Raw genomic sequence first — 19,420 nt, forward strand, 5'->3', positions numbered from 1 at the left:
CGCTGCGTATGTAAGGTCGCGTGGGATGTGGCGAAGGTAAGATCTGCCAGGATAGTAAACTTGGGTCAGGATCGCTTTATCAACTATCCGGCCAACTGCCCGATCCGTTCCTCCAAAGTCTTGATCTTCGCTTCGGCATCGGATTTCTTCTTACGCTCCATTTCCAACACAGGTGCAGGAGCGCCGGAAACGAACCGCTCGTTGCTGAGTTTCTTCTCTACACTGTTCAAGAAATTGCGCAAGTGCTTCAGTTCCTCCTCCGCCTTCTTCATCTCGGCTTCGGCGTCTATGCTACCGCCAAGATCCACTGCGTATTCCGTGGTACCTACTAAGAATGTGATCGCACCTTCGCTTGCTTTATCGACGCTTTCTATTGCACCAACGTTTGCGAGTTTTCCTACCAACTTCAACGCCGCATCGCCCACAGGACTTTTACCTTTTCGCTGAAGGTCCAATGATTCCTTTGGACTCATGCCACGTTTGTTTCGCACATTGCGTACCGCAGTGATCAGATCGAATGCGTGTTGTAATTCGGCCTCCAACTCTACTTTACCCTTACCACTGGATGGCCACTTGGCAATGATGATATCCTCCCCTTCTTTTCGACCGCGGAGTAGATGCCAAACTTCTTCGCTTAAGAATGGCATGAACGGATGCAGCAACTTCATCATGTCCTCGAAGAGCACGATCGTTGCGTCGTAGGTCTTGCGATCGATCGGCTCACCAACTCCATCCACAAAAGTTGGCTTGATGCTTTCCAGATACCAACTACACAGATCGTCCCAGATCAACTTGTAGGTCGCCATCAAGGCTTCGCTGATCCGGAACTGCGCAAACAGTTCATCGATCTCCGCAGTAGCGCGTTGCACGCGACTTTGCAACCATTCCACAGCGATCGCGCTACTTGCAGGTTGCTCGCGATCATCCACGCTCCACCCTTTCACCAAACGGAATGCATTCCAGATCTTGTTGCTGAAATTTCGGCCTTGCTCACACAACGAATCGTCATACGGCAGATCATTCCCGGCGGGTGATGTGAGCAACATGCCCACACGAACGCCATCCGCGCCGAACTTCTCGATCAGCTCCAACGGGTCCGGACTGTTGCCCAAGCTTTTGCTCATCTTACGCCCTTGCTTGTCACGCACGATACCGGTGAGGTACACATTCCTGAACGGCACTTCGTTGCGGTATTCCTTGCCCGCCATGATCATACGCGCAACCCAGAAAAACAGGATCTCCGGTGCGGTTACCAGGTCGTTCGTCGGGTAGTAGTACTTGATGTCCGCATTGTCGGGATCCTTGAATCCATCGAACACGCTGATCGGCCACAGCCAACTGCTGAACCACGTATCCATGACATCCTCGTCCTGCTTCAATCCAGCGATGGAAAGTCCTTTCGAGTTGAAGTATGCGATCGCTTCTTCTTCGGTCTTACACACAGCAACATCACCCTTCTCATTGTACCAAGCCGGTATCCGTTGGCCCCACCACAACTGACGGCTGATGCACCAGTCGCGTACGTTCTCCATCCAATGGCGGTAGGTATTGGCGAATTTCTGCGGATGCAATTTCACCGTGCCGTCCATCACCACGTCCAACGCCGGCTTGGCCAATTCGCTCATCTTCACGAACCACTGCAAGCTCAAGCGCGGCTCGATCACCGCATCCGTGCGTTCGCTATAACCCACCTTATTCTTGATGTCTTCCGTCTTCACAAGGAATCCCTTCTCCTCCAACTCCTTCAGGATCTTCTTGCGCACGATGAACCGGTCTTCGCCAATGTACAATTGCGCAGCAGCGCTCAAGGTTCCATTAGGCTCCAATATGTCGATGGTTTCCAACTTGTGCTTCTTACCGAGCTCTTGGTCGTTCACATCATGCGCTGGAGTAACTTTCAATGCACCGGTTCCGAATTCACGCTCCACATACTCATCGAATATTACCGGAATACTGCGATTGATCAACGGCACCAATACACGCTTTCCTTTCAAGTGCGCATAGCGTTCATCTTCCGGATGCACCGCAACCGCCGTATCGCCCAAGATGGTCTCAGGGCGGGTTGTAGCGATCGTAACCCATTCCTCCACGCCGGATGACGCAGAGTTTGCATCGTGGCCTTCGACCTTCTGATCGTCTGATCCACTGATCTTCTGATCGACCTTGTATCGCACGTAGTACAGCTTCGAGTTGACTTCCTTGTGGATCACCTCCTCATCACTTACCGCTGTTAATGCAACAGGATCCCAGTTCACCATGCGCAGACCACGGTACACCAACCCTTTCTTGTGTAGGTCGATGAATACGTCGATCACCGCCTCGCTCAGGTCGGGTTCCATGGTGAAGCGCGTGCGTTCCCAATCGCAACTTGCTCCCAGTTTCTTCAACTGATCCAGGATCACACCGCCATACTTTTCCTTCCAAGCGAAGGCATGTTCCAGAAATTTCTCTCTGCCGATCACACTTTTCTTAATGCCCTGCTCACCCAATAGCCGAACTACCTTGGCTTCAGTAGCGATGGATGCATGATCCGTACCCGGTACCCAACACGCATTCTTGCCTTGCATCCGCGCACGCCGGACCAACACATCCTGAATGGTGTTGTTCAACATGTGCCCCATATGCAGCACGCCTGTAACATTCGGCGGCGGAATAACTACGGTGTATGGTTCCCGATCATCAGGCACGCTGCGGAAATAACCTTTTTCCATCCAGTGGGCATACCACTTACCTTCACTCTGTGCGGACTCGAACCGCTTGGGGATATTTCCTAAGTCCATGTACTGATCACTCTTTTTTCAACGGATCGCAAAGGTAGGTTAGTGGATGTAACACCCTGGAATAAGAAGCAGAAATGAACGGCCTACTCGTGTCACTACCCGTGTTAATGTCCTGTTAAGGTCTCACCATCAGGTGACCGGACCTCTAATTTCGTCGTCCAGATCCACACGACACTAAATTGAACCCATGAAAAACTTGATCCTGTCCTCTGTTCTAGGCCTAATGTCCTTCGGCGTTTTCGCACAATCCGAAGCTAAAGTGAGTACCGAAGGTGGACCAATGATCAGCATCGATAAAGAGGTGCATGATTATGGTACCATCGTTCAAAATGCAGAACCGTTCTGCGTATTCACCGTTACCAATACCGGTGACCAGCCATTGATCATCTCCAAATGCCAAGGTAGCTGCGGATGCACGGTACCTGAATGTACCACCGAACCGATCCTGCCAGGCGCTACAAGCGCGATCCGTGTGAAGTACGATACCAACCGTATCGGCGCGTTCACCAAGCAAGTAACGATCAATAGCAACGCAACGAACAACCCTGCGCTTCAAGTAAGCATCAAAGGTGTTGTGAATGCTGCTCAAAGTACCCCTTCATTGGAGAAGGAAGCTGCTCCGATGGCTCCAACGGACGCTAAATGAACCCAGCGGTGTTAACGGCATGTTAAGGTTGAATAACCGGGATCCATTGGCACTAAATTTGAAATAATAACTCGAAACGAAAACTTTACTACCATGAAAGATCTACTTCTTACCATCAGTCTCGGAATTCTAAGCATCGGCGCTTTCGCTCAGGATGCTGCCAAAGTGGTCGGCGGTTCCGGACCAATGATCTCCATTGATAAGGAGGTACACGATTACGGCACAATCGCCCAAGGCGCTAATGGCACCTGCGAATTCGTTGTTACCAATACAGGTGATCAACCATTGATCCTCACCAACTGCAAAGGAAGTTGTGGATGCACGGTCCCAAAGTGCGAGACCGAACCGATCATGCCCGGTGCAACTACTACGATCACCGTGAAGTACGATACCAAACGTGTTGGTGCCATTAACAAGAGCGTTACTGTTTCCAGTAACGCGACCAACGAGCCTACGAAAGTGATCCGGATCAAGGGTGAAGTGGCTGCGGCCCCGGAATCACCTACGTCACCGGTGAAGGAGGCAAGCCCAATGGCACCCGTAGAGAAAGGATAGTCGTCATCAACATTTTGTCAGAATGGGGCTGTCTCGAATGAGGCGGCCCTTTTCATTGTGGTGAAAAGCCGTTGGAAGTTGATCTGTGTGATCGACAGGTAGGCAGGGCTTCACGAAGAAAAGTCGTGTTCAAGGATCTCGGACCCAGCACAAGCGATGCTTCTACCGCCATCTCTGGAAGATCTCATTCCTAATTCCCATGCCGTGCGGCTCGTTGGCCCGGTGATCGACCACATCGACATCGGTCCGCTGGCCCACACGTACAAGGGCAGCGGCACCACGAGCTACCACCCGCGTATGTTGCTCTAGGCCGCTGGGTTATGGTTCCCAACAGGATCACCAATACTCGGAAGGCGTGGGTGTGGGGGCTTTTGTAAAGTACATCCACTTCCACCGTGATCACCATAATACCATTTCGAATTACAGAATAGCCCGAAGCCTCAAATTCCATTTAAGCCTCAGATGGTATGCAAGTCCAATAATTTCGATAGGCCCTATGCCTGTGGTATGATCTGGTTCACTTGCAAACCCGCTCAGTTCTCTTCAGTAATCTGTCGGTACGAACATAGAGTGGCATAATACCATTTAGTCATACAAAGGCATCCAAAGATGCGAAGCTATTTTTGATCAAGATACTCCGAAAAAATCGTCGCATAGCCATGGCTACGGAACTATTTTTTCGGTGATGGATTGGACAAAAAGAGCGAGTAGGTCGGATGATTTTGAATGACTAAATGGTATAAGCCGCATTCGATCACTACTAAACGAAAAAGGGGCCATCCCTTTCGAGACGGCCCCTTCCGCTTTGTCGGCTAAATGCCGATCAGTTCTTGGATCACTTCTGGATCATCAAACGCTCAGTGTATACCTGCTCGCCGGCTGTCATCTTCACCATGTACATACCGGTGGAGATCTCTCCGTTCAGGTCTACCACTTGGTTCACGAAACCATCCTGTACGGCTAGCGTACGGGTGATGATGCGCTTACCGCTGAGGTCGAATACATCCATGCTCACCGTGTTCGTTCCTTCTTCAACTCCGCTCAAGTTCACATTCAACTGAGCACCGTTGTTCGGGTTAGGCCACATGAGGAAGGCTCCATCCGTATCCAATACACTGTTCTGTTGACCACCGGCCACAGGACCTACACACGACGAAGGTGTGTTGCAGATCGTAACAGTACATACTTCACCAACTGGGCAGTATTGTCCGCCTACGAAGGCTTCTACCGTTACATCATACACCTGCTCATCCCCAAGAGGAGGAGCTACTGATACATTCCAACCTAGTGTCAGATAGTACACCGTGCGCTCCAGGGTGATATCGGTCTCACCATTGAAGATGTGGAAACGATATTTGGTAGCACCAGCAACAGGGCGTGCATACAAACGGTTCGCAGTCGCCGTATTGAACGCACGGGTTACACCACAGCTATACGCGAAGTGGCCCGGTATATCGAACAACTTGGTAGGTGTGCAGTTCGCCAACGCCTCGTTACGTGTGAATCTGCAAGCAGGTCCCCACTTCTTAGGCACATTGTTCACCACAGCACGTACACGAACATTCACTTCAACAAACTCAGGAATGTGGTTCGCTGCCGCCCAGTTGTTCACTTTCATGTGGCACGTACGTGCGCTACCGATGGAAGCAAAGTTGTCTGACACATTGTGACGACGCTGGCGGATATAGCTATACCCTCCATCCGGATTGTAGAACCAGAAATCGTATCCGCTTGTGCCGGATTGCGCTGCATTAGGCTGATTAGCCAACCAAGTAGCTGCCACATCCGGATCTTCGTTCGCAACAACATACTCTCCGGTTGCCCAGAAATACTTGTCGCAACTGCTATACAACAGGTCATTCGACCCAACTGGGATCTGCAATGGACCATTGCTACCAAGCGCAGCAGGTACTCCTGCAACTTCAGCGATCGGGTTGTATCCAACGGATTGCGTGTTGTCAATGAAACGGGTGAACGGTGCTTGGCTCAAACGAACCTTGTAACCGCCGCCAGCATCCAAAGGTCCCAACATAGCGAAGTAGAAATTACCAGGAGGTAAGCATACGACCTCAGGATACACCGCGAACGGTACACCAGGGTTGAAACCACCACCACTAGCAACCACAAGGTCTGTACCTACTTGACGCATCTCCCATGCTGGGATAGCACCAGTAGCACCGAGTTGCCATTCTACAGCAACATCCTGCTCACATGTTGGAGCACCAATGCAGATGTCGAAATCAGCATCAACCTGGGATCCAATGCGGATCTTGTACACCGCACCAGGCGTTAACCCTGTTACACTGACCGGGCTGTTGAAGGTAGTGCTGCAGAAATCCTGCTGCCCACCACATGCTGCCTCATACAATGCCCAGAACGACAACGTACCGGGTACCACCTCATTCACCTGCATCGGATGCGCTGAACCAGCCGCTGTGAAGGTGTAATACACATCCTGATAGGTTTGGAATGTTGCAGCACACGTTGGATTCGCACCTCCTGAAGATTCTGCACACGCCGTAGTACCAGCTACCGGATTGCAGAAGCCAACAGGACTTGGTGTGATCGATTGTGCACTCGTACATGCGCTATTCGCAGGTGGAGCACAATAAGGACCACATGTAACCACCATGTTAATGCTTCCGGAAGAAGTTCCATAACCCTCTACCACAATGTAGTAGGTAGTTCCCAGTGCGGCACCGAAGGTTACCTCGCTCTGTAGACCACAGTCGTCATCATTACCGCCAACACCAACTGGAGATCCACATGATCCAGACCACACGTGAATACGTGTATCGAAGCTAGAGGCGCAGAGTGAAAGTGTAACCGTTTGGTCATCCCCTACATACTTCCACCATACTCCGTTCGTAATGGTGGGATTGAAAGTTGTACCCGCCAAGCTAGGAAGACCATCATCCGTTGCGTTAACGTTGGTACCCGTATAGGTGTTACCACATGTGACCGGGATCGCGTTTGTACAAAGGTCATTCGCAGGTGGAAGTCCAAGCGTGGTAAACGTAAACCCGCCGACATTCGCAGTGTATATGCCCGATCCACAATCACGACGCACGAAGTAACGATAGCCGGTCGTCACAGCAAGACCAGGGATCTGCTGGAGATTTCCAGTGAATGCGATCACCGTTCCGTTCGTTCCAGCTGTTCCATCAACACCAGGAACCGTGAAGTTGGACTGAAGACCATACTCAAGTACATAGTTCGCAGTTGGCGATCCAGGTACGTTCACGTCAGCGCTCGAAGCGGTAACGTTCGATGTTGTGATACCGGATGGTGGTAAACAATCTGATAACCGCACCAAACACACGCTGAACGTTGGGTCCGTTGCAGCCGTACTATACCAGTGGTATGTACGCGCATAATAGGTCGCTCCAATGTCCAGACCGATCAACTGCTTGGTCTCCACTCCACCACCAAAGGTGCCATCGGTACAGCCCATGCTTACCAAACTCGCGCATGATCCTGTTGAACTGAACACCTCCAGAACACCATCATAGTCCCCGTTACCATCAACGCTCAATGAATAGTTCGCACCAAGGGCTACGAACTTGTACCATACGTCATCGTCCGCCGTACCACCGCATGTGGCAGGCTGCGATTGCGTCGCTCCAAGAGCCGTACCTGAAATATTCACACAGGTAAAGTTGTTATTGGCCAAGGAGATCGCTTGCGCACAGTTATCATTCACAGTAGGCAACGAAAGTGTGGTAAAGGTGACCGCATTGCTGTTCGCGCTGAATCCATCACCCGTTCCCTCACAATTCTGACGGACGAAATAGCGATACTGCGTATTATCACTCAATGCACCAAGTGACTGAGGTGATGTCGCTCCAAGGATCACTGTACCATTGGCCCCATTTGTAAGGCCGGTTCCTGGCGTGGTAAAGTTTGAAGCTAATCCATACTCCACAATGAAGTTGGTACCTGAGCCACCCGGATTCGGTGTCCAAGTAGCATTCGCTGTTCCAGTTGTAATACCGGTTGCAGCAGTTGCTGTTGGAGGTGTACAAAGAGGTAATCTTGTAACGCAGATGTTGAAGCTCGGTGCAGTGCTATAGGAAATACCTGTTCCAGAGTCATACACACGCACAAAGTACCTGTTACCAATGCTCAGACCGACAGCGGTAAAGGTCTCAAGATTCGCAGCACCGGTTGCATTCTGACACGTAATGCCAGGACCTGCTACAGGACAAACACCAGGATCCGAACCTCCATCGAACAACTCGAATACAGGATCGAACGTACCGTAACCATTCACACGAATAACATGTGAGGTCTCCGTTGCCAAGAACGAGTACCATACATCATCATTGGCCGTGCCAGAGCAACCAGCAAAAGATTGCGTAGCACTCGCGGTATTTCCATCCGTAGGGGTACATGTCAGGGACGTTGCATCCAAGGGAATAGCTGCTGCGCAATCATCATTCGCAGGTGCTGGTGGGATCAGCTGCAAGCTGAATGTTCCTGGGCAAGGGCTTTCATTCGGAGAAGGCCAGTTATCGAACCAGACATAGTATGTCGTGCCAAAGTTCAAGGCTACGACCAGACTCACCGCAGTGGCAGATGATCCCGCAGAACCAACACATGTACCCAAATTCGTTGGGCAGGCATCAGCGTATACGAAGATCGAACTCCATGATAATCCGGTGTATGAGATCGCATAATTACCCGATACTGATGGCGTAAAGGTGTATAATGCTTCATTTGCGCCTTTGTAGGAATTACTAGCACTACCGCAAGCAACAGGGACGTTGGTCGCATTCAGAATACCAGGGCTTGGTACTGAACTGCACACCAAACTTTGGTTGGTTACAGGAGCACTTGGAATGTTGATCGCTCCGTCGCACTCATATCCTGCAGGTTCTGCTTCAACACAAACCGTAAATGCACTCTGGTTCCCTTCTAGGGTATAGAAACGCATGTAATACTGGTCCGGTGGAACGTTGAAGGTGAAGGGCTGCGTCAAGATGGTTAGATCATTGTTGCAAATTCCTGCTACTCCTCCACACGCTGTGTACAACTCCAGACCTATTGGCCCAGTAGCACCGGTAACCGACATGGAAGGTTGTGCAAATCCGTTCGTATCCATGAAGTACCATACATCTGAAACAGTTCCGGTTGCACATGAAGGCTGAGCGCCTGTCATGGATGCACCGAACGTATCCCCTCCAATTCCACTTGCAGGGCATGAACCCGGTGCTCCAACAGTAATGGTGATCGCATTCGCACAATCATCATTTGGTGGTGGGCATGCACTTAACGGAATGGTCAAATCAGACCCAATAGGGTTGTTACACACTGTTTCACCATTGCCATGGAGCAAGGTCACATCAATTTCAACGCCCAACGGCCATGAACCGAGTGAGGTCAGCAAACCGGATTCATCCGAGGTCTGCGTAAGAACGATCGGTAACTGTGCAACACCGCCAGCAGTCCATGAAATTGTGGTTGTAGCAGGTGGAGATCCAGCATTCGGTCCTGTACCATTAATACCAAATGATTCAACATACACACTCGCTTCAAACGTTCCAGCACTGCAATCAACCGCCTCTCCGTTATCGGGTGGCAACAACACCAGTCCCACAGGCTCTGTACACCCGCTGCAACGTACCGTGAAATTCCAAGCTGTTCCGTCCAATCCATCTTCACATGAACCTGAACCATTCGTGGTGATGGAAACACCAAGGTATTGATTGGTCTGTCCAGTGAACGTGAGGTTGCTCATATCACCACTGTAAGAACCGATCTGTACGGATGCTCCAGGAACACCGTTCCAGAAGATCACGTTATCGCCAGCTCCAAGTTCGGATCCGGGCAAGAACTTCAGATCGATGGCACCACCAACCTCTGGTGTATGGAAGTACCATGTACGCGTGTCACCATTCGAATAGCAATGTTGGAATGGCAATGGTGAAGTTGCAGCACAATCAAGCTCAACGGCGCAAGCACTTTGCACATTACCGATCTCATTCGTGCAACCATCGTCCGTAACCAACGTGATGAATGCCGCTTGAGCAACATCAATACCCGCTATGGTCGTGGAAGGAGGAGTGAAATCAACATCATCTTGGGCCACACCATTCAATGAATACTGGATGGTTCCGTTACCGGTTACATCGATATCCGTTAGTGTGATATCATACGTTCCAGCTAAACAATCATCCACAAACGATGGAGTAACGCTACAGGTTGGAGGCGTACAATTGCTTGTAGTGGTGAATTTCACACCCGTCGTTCCTGCACTGTTCGCACTGGTCCAATTGGCACCTGGACAATTCGTGTATGGTCCCGTACCACGATGGTCATACAATAGAACACCGAACGGATTGTAGAACTGGAGTGCTTTCTCATCCGGGTAATTACCTAAGTTGGTCCATTCCAAGGTAACAGTAGCTCCTTCGCAGATCGTTACTGGAATATCCATATAGTCGTTTACACCATCACCACACCCAAGAAGTTGTGGGCCAATTGTTGCCACAACAACGCCGTTCTGCTTCACTTGCCATTCCGAATTATCCCAACCATCTCCGTATAGGTCAGCGAAACGAACCATATAGTCGCACGTGGTTCCGCCACATAGTGTGGCAAAATTCGCTACGGATGAGTTTGCACTGAATTCACCAGGGCCACAACGCTCGCGCACCACAACTGAATATGCTGTTAGGCCAGAAAGACCCGTAAGCGTTACAGAACTTCCTGAAACCACAGTACCGGTCCAAACAGTACCACCAGCCCCTGCTGCGATACCTGTACCCGGAGTAAATCCTGGCGCACCGTACTCAACAACGAAGTCATCAGCTACCGAGCAGGTAACGCATGTCCATGAAACATCCGCTCCATCCGTGGTAGGGTTGATCGCAGTAACTCCGGTTGGGGCTTGGCAGGTTGGTGGAGCCACAACATTCAAGGTGTAATCCTCAGTCTCGCAATTTGTACTCGTTGTTCCGCAAGGAGGTGGTATACCCGCAAGCCAATCAGTCTTTACACGCATGCGGTACGATCCGATCGGTGTACCCAGTGGTACCGTGAATGAATTGCTGAAAGGAGTATCCATGTATGTCGTGGATAGGTACATCGTTTCACCTGGATCCGAGAAATCCAGGTCATTGTTAAGATCCACCCAGACGCCTATTCCATACGTATCTGGATCCGTGCTACAGGATATGGTGAAATTCACAAGTCCTGTTTCAAACTGACTAACAGATTGCGCCGTAAAATCTCCATAACCACTAGGCGAAATACCTCCAGAAGGATTCGAGATGTTCGTTACTCCACCCGTCGTAACAAAATTGGTAATGTGACGGATAGTCGTAACTCCAGATCTAGTGGATGGGCAATAGCCCGTAAAGAAGTTGACCGGCCCTGCATATGAGCTGGTCTCACTTCCGCAGTTGGATTGTACCCATATATCATAACTTGTGTTCGCGGTCAAAGAGCCTGCTGTGGCCGTAAAACCTGCAGTAGAACCTGAAGCCACCGCAGCTCCAGCACTACCCGCACCTGCAAGAACAACCTTCCAATTGTAAACGACCGGTGGAGTGCCTGTACTAGGAGCGCCCCAACCGAATGAAGCACTCGTGGATGCAACGGTCGTGGTAGCCAATGCGGTCGGGCCAAAACAAGTAGGTATAGCCCCTGGCGTCCATTTGAAGGACGTACCGGATACCGGAACAGTGACCGCCGGGCTGGTGCCGAAATAACATACATCACCGACAACGCTACTTGCTGTGGTCGCATTCCAATTTGTTGTAGTTGTGCGACTGTTGAAATCTGCAACCGTTGTTCCTCCCAATCCAATAGTGCACGTGTTCGAAGTTGCGCTCCAGGTCATGGAGCCGAATACGACCTCCACTGTATTATCCACTTCATTCAATCGGGCCTGGAAGTTGAAGCTCTCACCCGCAGCGCCGTATCTGCGCATCCCTAACCATTGCACAACACAAACCTGATTGGGCGTGGTGCCGATGGTTTGGATCCTCATTTCCGATCCGGCTTGACCCTGTAGGTCACGCGCCATGGCCGCAATGCGGCTACGTAGGTGCGTTGGAGTGGTTGCGGACGTCGAGGCCAACGGGGTATAAGAGCTTGTAGAAGCATTGTTCACCGATGGTGTCAGCGCAGAGTTGCCGAAACTGAGCCACCCGTTCGTATTGACCGCAACACGGTTATACACTTGCCCGTTAAAGAAGAGATCGAACCCGATCGGGAATCCGATACCGGTGGTGGTAGTACCACCTAAAGGCGTTACCGGTGTTACAAAACGTTGATCATCCGATGTAGTGCTACCCAATACCGTTCCACCGGTAATAGGAGTGAACGTGCCAACGGGTTGAGAGAATGTGTAGGTATTCACTTGGGCGGAAATGTTCGTACCAAGCGCGAGTAGCGCGCCGAGCATCAACCCATTACGCCACTTCGACGTTCGTCGCCAAGGCGCTGACTTCGAGTTATCAAACTTCATCTTGTTTGGTTTTGGTTAAAGTTAAAAGGACTAAAGGACTAAGGATAGCAGCCAATGCGGGCCACCAACGCTAAAAGAGTAAGGTACCATACTAGTGATGGTGCCTGTTCGCATTCTATAGGACAATTAACCATTGTGGAACATTGACCAATGCATTCGAGGCATTTGAGTTGATCTGGTTTTTGGACGACCACACTTTCCGTGTGATCTTGGCTGTCGCTTGATTAGGGTTTGAACTAAAATGGACCACTGCTTGGGATCGCAAAGTATATGATCCATATGAAGGAACCAACTAATAAAATTTTATCAACAGGAGGCAACCATTTAAATAACGCTCGTCCGCGTGCGGCCTTGACCAGTTCCAAAGTGCGGCGGCATGGTTGATTTATCAACAGCCTATTGGGATTCCATCAAGAACAGTTCCCAGCCGATAAGTACACTTAAATTGCCGATAAACCGACATTCAACTGATCGTATCCAACCACTGCACCGGCAAATTACCGATAGATCCCAGGATCACTTCCGGACCATAACGATGATAATAGCCGTTGCACCAATGGAACGAGGAACACGATCGAAGATCTCTTGCAAAAGGCATACCACGCGTGGATCCATTTCATGGATTGCCCAAGATCCCGCATTTCACCAATAGGAATTGAATGCAACGGAAGTATTTCCATAACGTCACCTATACGATGTAGGATCCTGCATGGATCAAGGAACTCGGATCCGGCTCTATGCAGTGCCTTGCAATTCCATCGGATGACCTCCCTCATTAAAAGTAAAGGATGTTGATGAATGCAAATGGAACTCGGGAACGTGGGTCACTCCATATTCCCCAAGGAATTCAGCTCAGCGCACAGCGAAATTCCATTCAACCCATGGACGGGATGGGATAAGCCCCTGTTCTGCTATTCATCCGACTGCCAAATTCACCACTATATCGGAAACCAACCGCTATCCATGGATGGTCTGAACAAGGTGGTCGTTTCGTATGTTATGTAGAGGCAACCCTGTACCCACAACTTCGTCTACTTGATAACATTAGGATAATCAAACAATTGCAAGTAAAAACACTTTGGATCCTATGCTTGGTCATGTGCACTTTGCCGATGTTGATCATCAGTCATTCTATCCGTAACTTTATGCCCTAACTTTTGGTCTGCTATGGACATGCATCATGTAAACATGCGATATTGCGCACCGAACATTGAGTTAACACGTAGTATGGACACAGGAAAGAATGCCACCGTGATCCGTGATAGATCGTATTTTTCGAGTAATGCGCATTCAATGAATAGATGCTATCACTTTTCTGTAAAACCCAGCGCATAGCGATGAGAACAACTTTACTCCGTTTATTTTTCTTCGCTTTTGTGGTTGCATGTACAATGCCGAATGTCTTGGGTCAGGCACAACTCCCAGATTGTAACGCGTGTACTTGTGCTCCGAGTGGGCCAATTAACATAATTGCTCCTATGGCAGCGCCAGCAGCCCCACCCGGTACATTCGTGCAATCAGCTCAAACTGCAGGAAGAACCTATCAACGATTTAATGTTATCGCCGGCAACCGGTACCGCGTTGACCTTTGCAACACCCTTCTTCCTGCAAATACACTGCTATTTATTCATTCCAACACCAGTCCCTTTACGCAAGTAACCGGGGTGTGTGATGATGATGGTTGCGGTACAATAGGTGGTCATGCTTCTGTATTGTTCAACCCTACAGTTTCGGGCACGTATCGCGCTTATTTTTACTTGAATACGTGTGGTACTCCAATTACGGCTACTGTTCAACTTCGCGTTACCTATTTGGGGCCGAATACACCTCCCCCGAATGATGAACCCTGCGGTGCTACGTTGATACCTAGCCCATTGCCTAATAACTGTTCTAGTATTACAGCAGGAACAACGGTAGGTGCAACACAGACCTTGACACCCGGTTCTCCAACAACCTTATGCACCGCACCATCAACGCAATTCAATGGTGGTGATGTGTGGTTCCAAGTAGCGGTACCTCCATCCGGGCTTATAGCTATTGAGACCACGGATGGTGGGGTCTGTGCTGGTGCTTTCGGGTTGTACAGGAGTTCTACAGCCTTATGTACAGGAACGTTGAGCATGTTACCGGGAAGCGGTGCGAATATTGGGTTGTGCTCCATTGAGGGGTTCAATGCACCCTCTGGGGGAGATGCCGGCGTAAGTATTGACGCATTCGCCTTAGGTCTGGCTGCTAATGAGATCATTTACATCCGGTATTGGGAGCGTAATGCCAATGAGAACGGTGCTTTCTCCATATGTGCATACGAGCCGTTACCACCTGTGAACGATAATCCGTGTACTCCGTTCCTCTTACCAACACCAGGCACGTGCGTAACGCCTGTTGAGTACAACACGACGAATGCACAACCACTAAGTTCGTCCATGACGCTTTCACCGCCGCTTACTTGCGTTGGTGCGCCAGATGGAGGTGATGTATGGTTCCAGTTCACCGTGCCGCCTTCCGGTGCGTTGACCATTGAAGCTTCTGCTGGAACATTGGATGAGATGGCCATGTCCTGGTATCGCCTGACCGCGGGTACGCCTTGTGCCGGAACGTTGACGCAAATTGCGTGTGATAATAATGCTGGACCCGGGAACATGCCGCGGATCAATAGCCAACTTGCTGGAATTGCTCCTCCACTGGTAGCTGGTCAAACAATTTATGTGCGCCTATTCAATGACCTTAACGCTCTCCAAGGAACGTTCAATCTGTGCGTTACGGAGAACATTCCACCAACGAATGATAACCCATGTGGTGCGATCAGTTTGGATGTAACCCCAACTTGTTCACCTGTTAGTGGAACAACCGAAAATGCATCCCAGACAGCAAATGCTTTTCCTGGTGGCACTATTGGCGTTCCGTACCCTGTTTGTGCGGGTCTGATCCCTACTGATGTGTGGTACACGGTTACCGTTCCTAGCGACCTTCCCGCACCGTATGGAATTGCGTTCCAAACCACTGCTGGCACGTTGTTGAATGGAGCCTTTCAAGTTTACGCCGCTACAGGTTCTTGCGCTACGAATAATCTTGCGCTAACCCCACTGGGTGGATGCCAGAACGGAGGTGCAGGTATGCCCAATTTAACCTTGAATGTCCCTACCATTTCTCCGGGTCAGCAACTGTACGTGCGCGTTTGGCGTGAAGCTGGAGCGGATGGCACTTTCAATATTTGCGCCCAACGAACGGACCCCACGTTGTGCATTGGCAACGTTACTGACCCCGGTGGTCCGCTCGCGGATTACGGCAATAGTCTGACAACGACAGATCAATATTGTTCCACCAAAGCCGGAGATGCCGTTACCTTAACGTTTTCGCAATTCGATCTGGAACAGGGTTGGGACTTCTTATCCATATATGACGGTACTTCAGCTGGGGCGCCGCTGATCGGCACGTATACGGGTACGAACAGCCCAGGCGTGGTTACAGCGAGTATATCCGCATTGAATCCAACGGGTTGTTTGACCTTGGTCTTCACCAGTGACTTCATCATTGTTAGACCTGGCTATTTGGCCAAGATCACTTGTGCTCCCGGGGTGGCACAGGTACCACCTGTTGGTGATTGTGGATCATTCGTATATGACCCCGGTGGTGTCGGAGCCGGTTATCCCATCAACATAGGCAATCCGCCTAACCCAACTTGGACGGCTTTCTATTGTCCCAATAATCCTGGTGATGTTGTTACCTTGGATTGGTCCACGTTCCAGGTTGAAAACAACTGGGATCATTTATATATCTATTACGGCACTTCTGCTATCCCAGCCAATTTAATAAGTAGTGGCAACCCTGCGGGATTTGCACCGAACAATGGTCCAGGAGCATGGTGGGGTGCAGGTATTCCGGATATTAGTGGTAACCCAGCGATTGGTGGAGGTTGCCTATTTCTGGAATTTTATTCAGACGCTTCAGTAACCGGTAATTGGGCGGCACAGGTGATCTGTGGCCCACCACCTCCTCCACCGCCGCCTCCTGGCCTTAGCTGTGGAAACACATTCCTTGATCCTGGTGGCGCTGGGAATTATGCGAATAATGTGGATGTGACGTACACAATTTGTGCACCGGCCGGTCAGGTCGTGAATGTTACATTCAACCAGTTCAGTCTGGAAGCCAATTGGGATAAGTTATATGTGTATGACGGGCCCAACACGGCTTCACCGCAGATCGCTAGTACCAATGGCACAGGTAACGGGCCTACCGCGGGTCCTGGATCCTTCTGGGGTACGGCTATTCCTGGTCCGTTCATCTCTTCCGGCCAGTGTCTTACGTTCCGCTTCATTACGGATTTTTCAATTATATCTTCCGGTTGGTCAGCGTCTATTACATGTGCTCCTAGGGCACCCAATGATAACCCCTGTGCACCGTTCCCTGCAACTGTGCTTCCCGTTACTCCTTCATGTTCCTATACTACATCCAATAACACGAATGCTGGCAGTACACCGGGTATATCCAACGCAGGTTGTGGAAATTACCAAGGCGGGGACGTTTGGTTCAAATTCACCACTCCGTTGGATGGGGAGGTATTGATCACTACGGAAGCAGGAACGCTCACAGATGGTGGTATGGCCGTCTATTCCGCGGCCAGTTGTGCAGGACCCTTTGTTATGGTGGAATGCGATGATGATGATGGACCGGGCAATATGCCGGAGATCGATCGGCGCTGTAATCCACTCGCCCCAAGCACCGTGTATTATGTGCGCGTATGGGGGTATAGTGGAGCACGTGGAAGTTTCGGGATCTGTGTTACGGAAGGTTACACAGCCACACCACAAGGGGATTGCTTAGGTGCATTCACCCTATGTACCGGTGATCCGGTTTCCGCAGGATTCGCTAATCCAGGTTGCACGAACGACCTCTCCAACATCAATTGGGGTTGCTTAGCTGGTGGTGAACGCATCGGCTCTTGGTATGCATTTGCTGCCAACACGAGCGGTACGTTGGGGATGACGATCACACCGAGCGGTAATGAGGACTACGATTGGGCCATTTGGGGTCCATTCCCTGCAGGAAATACCATGAGCACGTTGTGTCCGTTGCCGACTGGTGCACCGAAGCGTTGCAGCTATACATCATCAAATGTTACGAACACAGTTACAGGTGACTATGCAACTGGAATGGGTATTAATAATGTTGCTTGGGCCAATCCACAATTTGGAGCACCTGCCACACCTTACACGGATGTTATTGACGGCTGGACACCTGGCTTCTCCAGCGTTAACGTGGGTGAGATCTTCATCATGTTCGTGAATGACTACCACCACACCGGTTCCGGTTACAGTGTGACCTGGCAGATGGGCTCACCGAACATGTTGGATTGTATGATCCTTCCGGTGGAATTGCTGGAATTGGAAGCGCATCCGCGCACCAGCACAGTGGACCTTACATGGAGCACCGCAAGCGAGAACAACAGTTCCCACTTCGTAGTACAGCGTAGTGGCGATGGCGAACGTTTCGAGCAGATCGGCACCGTTACCGCAGCAGGTACTACGCAGCAATTAACGCGCTATGCCTTCACGGATCAGTTCCCATTGATGGGCGTTAACTACTACCGCCTTACCCAAGTGGACTTCGACGGAGCTTCAGCACTTTCCAACATGGTAAGCGCAGAGTTCAAACAACGCACGGAAGTGATCGTTGTACCGAACCCAGCGCACGATAATGCGGAACTCGTATTCTCCGAAACACAGGAACAATTGCTGATCATCCGCATTACGGATAGCGGCGGCCGTGCAGTGGGAGAAATGCGCTCCATGGAAGGGGTGCAACGTGTTACACTACCGATCGAGAAACTCGAGCGTGGAACGTACTTCGTGCGCATAACCACTGCGGAGGGTGCACCACATGGTGTGGTACCGTTCGTGAAACAATAGTCTCTACCAAAACCTATGGGAAAGGGCTGCTTCGGTGGCCCTTTTTCATTTTTGGGTGGGGCGAAAGAGGAACCGTGCCTGCGGCAGGCAGGACGCAGATGACGCTGATGGTTAGGATAAGTATGATAGATCTACTCTGGATGGCGTGGTAAGGGGACCGCAGATGACGCAGATTACGCAGATGGATCTGTTTGGATGGAGTGAGGAAGGGGACCGCAGATGACGCAGATTACGCAGATGGATCTGTTTGGATGGAGTGAGGAAGGGGACCGCAGATGACGCAGATTACGCAGAAGGATCTGTTTGGATGGAGTGAGGAAGCGGACCGCAGATGACGCAGATGGCGCAGATAGTCCTGATCCATGATAGATCTGTTTGGATGACGTGAGGAAGGGGACCGCTCTCCGGGTCGTAGCTCGGATCAAAGCATAGTGTAAAGCCCTGAAAGGGCGTAATAGCATAGCGATGGGTCTTGACCCATCGACTATGCGTTGCGTATTGTTTTAAGTCCGCCGAATCGCGGGACGAGATAGCGCCCTGATGAATTCTTCGATCAAACGTATGGACACGCACTATTTCACCTGCCGTATGGCAATTCCAGCATGGAGAGAGTTCAAGGCCCAATTGCCGTGAATTGAAATAGACAACACTACCGTTCCGCCGTACCTTCGCATAGATGTTCCGATCGTTTATGCGCTTCATGCTGGCTAGCGTGCTGGTGGTCTGCTCCCTTCGTTCAGGGGCAGGCGGACCTCCCCCACCGCTGGCGACGTATACGTTCGGGCTCGGATTGAATACCGGGCTGAACAATGAACTTTTCACGCTTTTCCTCGTCAAGGAATTCCAAGGAAAGATCATCGAGACCTCGCCGCTAACACGTGCACTTTTCGTTCAACAGGCACAAGGCGCGGTACCGAGCAAAGCGAACCTTGAACAGGTGAACCTCTTCCGCAAATACCAAGTGGAATTCTGCTTTGTACCGGAGGATACCACCGTTACACTGCTGGATTGCCCTGCGTTCGATGAACTCTGGAAGATCCGCTTCTGGGAATATCCT

General features: G+C 50.6%; 6 protein-coding genes. 4 read left to right on the top strand and 2 right to left on the bottom strand.

What is annotated here, in order from left to right; genetic code table 11:
• Nucleotides 1-83: 83 nt before the first annotated feature.
• Complete coding sequence (locus tag IPF95_17750; GenBank protein MBK6476527.1) at nt 84-2,780, bottom strand: valine--tRNA ligase; 2,697 nt, start codon at nt 2,778-2,780, stop codon at nt 84-86.
• A gap of 187 nt (nt 2,781-2,967) precedes the next feature.
• Between IPF95_17750 and IPF95_17755 the strand changes: the two genes are divergently transcribed.
• The gene (locus tag IPF95_17755) at nt 2,968-3,426 is read left to right on the top strand and encodes a DUF1573 domain-containing protein (GenBank protein MBK6476528.1); all 459 of its coding nucleotides are present in this window, start codon (nt 2,968-2,970) and stop codon (nt 3,424-3,426) included.
• A gap of 93 nt (nt 3,427-3,519) precedes the next feature.
• On the top strand, nt 3,520-3,981 hold the full coding sequence (locus IPF95_17760) for a DUF1573 domain-containing protein (GenBank protein ID MBK6476529.1): 462 nt from the start codon (nt 3,520-3,522) through the stop codon (nt 3,979-3,981).
• An 835-nt stretch (nt 3,982-4,816) separates the two neighbouring features.
• On the opposite strand, the gene IPF95_17765 is transcribed toward IPF95_17760, so the two are convergent.
• Complete coding sequence (locus IPF95_17765; GenBank protein ID MBK6476530.1) at nt 4,817-12,457, bottom strand: T9SS type A sorting domain-containing protein; 7,641 nt, start codon at nt 12,455-12,457, stop codon at nt 4,817-4,819.
• A 1,478-nt stretch (nt 12,458-13,935) separates the two neighbouring features.
• Between IPF95_17765 and IPF95_17770 the strand changes: the two genes are divergently transcribed.
• Nucleotides 13,936-18,363: a T9SS type A sorting domain-containing protein gene (locus tag IPF95_17770; protein MBK6476531.1), complete on the top strand. Its 4,428-nt coding sequence runs from the start codon at nt 13,936-13,938 to the stop codon at nt 18,361-18,363.
• Nucleotides 18,364-19,039: 676 nt separating this feature from the next.
• The coding region (locus IPF95_17775) for a hypothetical protein (protein MBK6476532.1) at nt 19,040-19,420 on the top strand (381 nt) is incomplete at its 3' end.

It is taken from the genome of Flavobacteriales bacterium, assembly GCA_016704485.1.
Taxonomy (GTDB): Bacteria; Bacteroidota; Bacteroidia; order Flavobacteriales_F; family PHOS-HE28; genus PHOS-HE28.